Origin of the sequence: Yersinia sp. 1252 StPb PI, from assembly GCF_048593885.1 — a bacterium.
Lineage (GTDB): Bacteria > Pseudomonadota > Gammaproteobacteria > Enterobacterales > Enterobacteriaceae > Yersinia > Yersinia enterocolitica_E.
In genome coordinates this window covers 1-2,500 of the sequence record NZ_JAZGQE010000313.1, presented here as the reverse complement: position 1 = coordinate 2,500, position 2,500 = coordinate 1, and the positions used below count along the sequence as shown (strand labels likewise).

The following is a 2,500-nucleotide window of genomic DNA, read 5'->3' as shown; positions in this document are numbered from 1 at the left end:
TTCTGCCGGTGATAAAACCTCCTTGGCAGGATGCTGAAGCGGTCCTTTGCGTATCATCTGCACTAACTCAATGCCTGCCAATATTGGCTGCGCTCGTCGAAACGATTTGAACCCCAGCATTGGCCGTATTCGCCGTTTGATATTGCGGTGATCTTGCCCCACAAGGTTGTTTAGGTACTTGCTCTACCTGACGGTAATAGCTTCCTCATCGGGTTTGTCGGCGTTGAGCGTGGCCAAAGCTGCAGTGTTATCAGCACTTTTATCGATAGTGACCATCTCGGGTTCGCCGTGATGACGAATAGCCTTGCAAAAGAAGCGCAATGTAGCTGCGGCATCCCGTTTGGCGGTCAGCAGAAAGCCGATGGTTTGACCTGCAGCATCCACCTTGCGGTACAGATATTTCCATTGGCCTTTGATTTTGAGGTAGGTTTCATCCATTCACCACCGCCGACCCACTGTGCGCTTGTGTCGGCGAAAAACCTTATCCAGCAGCGGCACCAGGCGGATAACCCAACGGAGTAACGTGGAATAGTCAACGGCAATACCGCGCTCTGCCATCATCTCCTCGAGATTGCGAAGGCTCAGGGCGTAAGCCAGATACCAGCGAACACATTGTGCGATAACATCGACGGGATAATGCAGGCGACGGAAGGCTTTTCTTATTAGATACATGGGCAGGTAACATCAGAAAAAAACAGAATGTTACCTGACTACGCCTTAATGTGACAGAACCTAAAATACTATAGTTAATGAAGACCAATGTGTATTTCTCATAGTGGAGTTGCGTTATGTATCAAGTAAAAACAAAACCTGTCAGAAAAAATACAAATATCAACCATGATTCAGGACTACATATCACTGAAAGTGGGAGTGTATTTAATACTACCGTCTTGAACGATAATCATATGGGAATACATTCTTTGGGATTATCAACGATAAATGAAAATTTCAGAGAAGAAAAAGGTGATCTTGTCTATGGGCTGGCTACGCCTCGAGGTGCCTATATCTCAACTGCGGTAGGCCGCCCATTTTTTCCTGATAATAAAGATGCACCAGCTTCAATTATTGACTTGTATAACAATACAGTTTCTGGGCAGGCGCTTCTTAGCGTAGACCAAACCACTTTACTAAATTTTATGAAGTCACCCAAAAAACATGAGAAAAAATTAGCACCTCCATCCAACATCAAAGAATTGGTAAAAATGGCCAGGGATTATCCTTTATGGGATAACTATTTCGTGGCTGGAGAAAGCAATCCAAAATTTAACATCGCATCTATATACAAAGAGGTTAGAAAGTCTCCGGAAAAGAGCCAATATCATGAGTGGCATATGGCGGGAGCACAAATGGCACCCAAGCTTCTTTGGAAACGAGGAAGCAAACTAGGTATTGAAATGGCAGCCAGCGGGGCCGGTAATAAAATACATTTTGTTCTTGATGAGCTGGATATATCCAATGTTGTTAACAAAGAAGGCATGGGAGGGCAATCTATTACAGCCAGTGAGTTGCGTTATGCATACAGAAACCGGGAAAGGCTGGTTGGAAGGATAAATTTCTACAAAAATAATGTTGAAACTGATACTCCGTGGGATGCAAGCCCAGAGCTGTGGATATCTTATAATCCGAAATCGAAGCATGAAAGAAATGAGTCGGTACAAATAACTACGCAAAGGCGGAGAAATCCTCTGCTTGCATCAATCAGGAGAATTTTCACAAAAAACTAATTTCTTGACATAACCAGATTTATGAAAGTCATGACCTTGGTGGGTTCTGTCGCATTAAGGCATAGTCGGGTAACATTTTGTTTTTTTTCTGATGTTACCTGCCCATGTATCTAATAAGAAAAGCCTTCCGTCGCCTGCATTATCCCGTCGATGTTATCGCACAATGTGTTCGCTGGTATCTGGCTTACGCCCTTAGCCTTCGCAAGCTCGAAGAGATGATGGCAGAGCGCGGTATTGCCGTTGATCATTCCACGCTGCATCGTTGGGTTATCCGCCTGGTGCCGCTGCTGGATAAGGTTTTTCGCCGACACAAGCGCACAGTGGGTCGGCGGTGGTGAATGGATGAAACCTACCTCAAAATCAAAGGCCAGTGGAAATATCTATACCGCAAGGTGGATACTGCAGGACAAACCATCGACTTTTTGCTGACCGCCAAACGGGATGCCGCAGCTGCATTGCGCTTCTTTCGCAAGGCTATTCGTTATCACGGCGAATCCGTGGTGGTGACTATCGATAAAAGTGGTACCAACACAACCTCCATGACCACACTCAATGCCAACAAACCAGAAAAAGAAAGGATGACCATCAGACAGAGCAAGTACCTGAACAACCTTGTGGGGCAGGATCACCGCAATATCAAATGGCGAATACGGCCAATGCTGAGGTTCAAATTGTTTCGACGAGCGCAGCCGATATTGCCAGGCATTGAGTTAGTGCAGATGATACGCAAAGGACCGCTTCAGCATCCTGCCAAGGAGGTTTTATCACCGGCAGAA

Annotated in this window: 1 protein-coding gene and 2 pseudogenes; 2 read left to right on the top strand and 1 reads right to left on the bottom strand. The window is 45.6% G+C overall.

Annotation, left to right across the window (positions count from 1 at the left end):
• A pseudogene (locus V2A85_RS23075) lies at positions 1 to 672 on the bottom strand (IS6 family transposase); the annotation flags it as partial.
• 116 nt (positions 673 to 788) lie between these two features.
• Here V2A85_RS23075 and V2A85_RS23070 point away from each other — a divergent pair.
• Positions 789 to 1,724, top strand: coding sequence for a hypothetical protein (locus V2A85_RS23070; protein ID WP_420072483.1), 936 nt, complete (start codon positions 789 to 791; stop codon positions 1,722 to 1,724).
• 104 nt (positions 1,725 to 1,828) lie between these two features.
• Positions 1,829 to 2,500: pseudogene (locus V2A85_RS23065) on the top strand (IS6 family transposase); the annotation flags it as partial.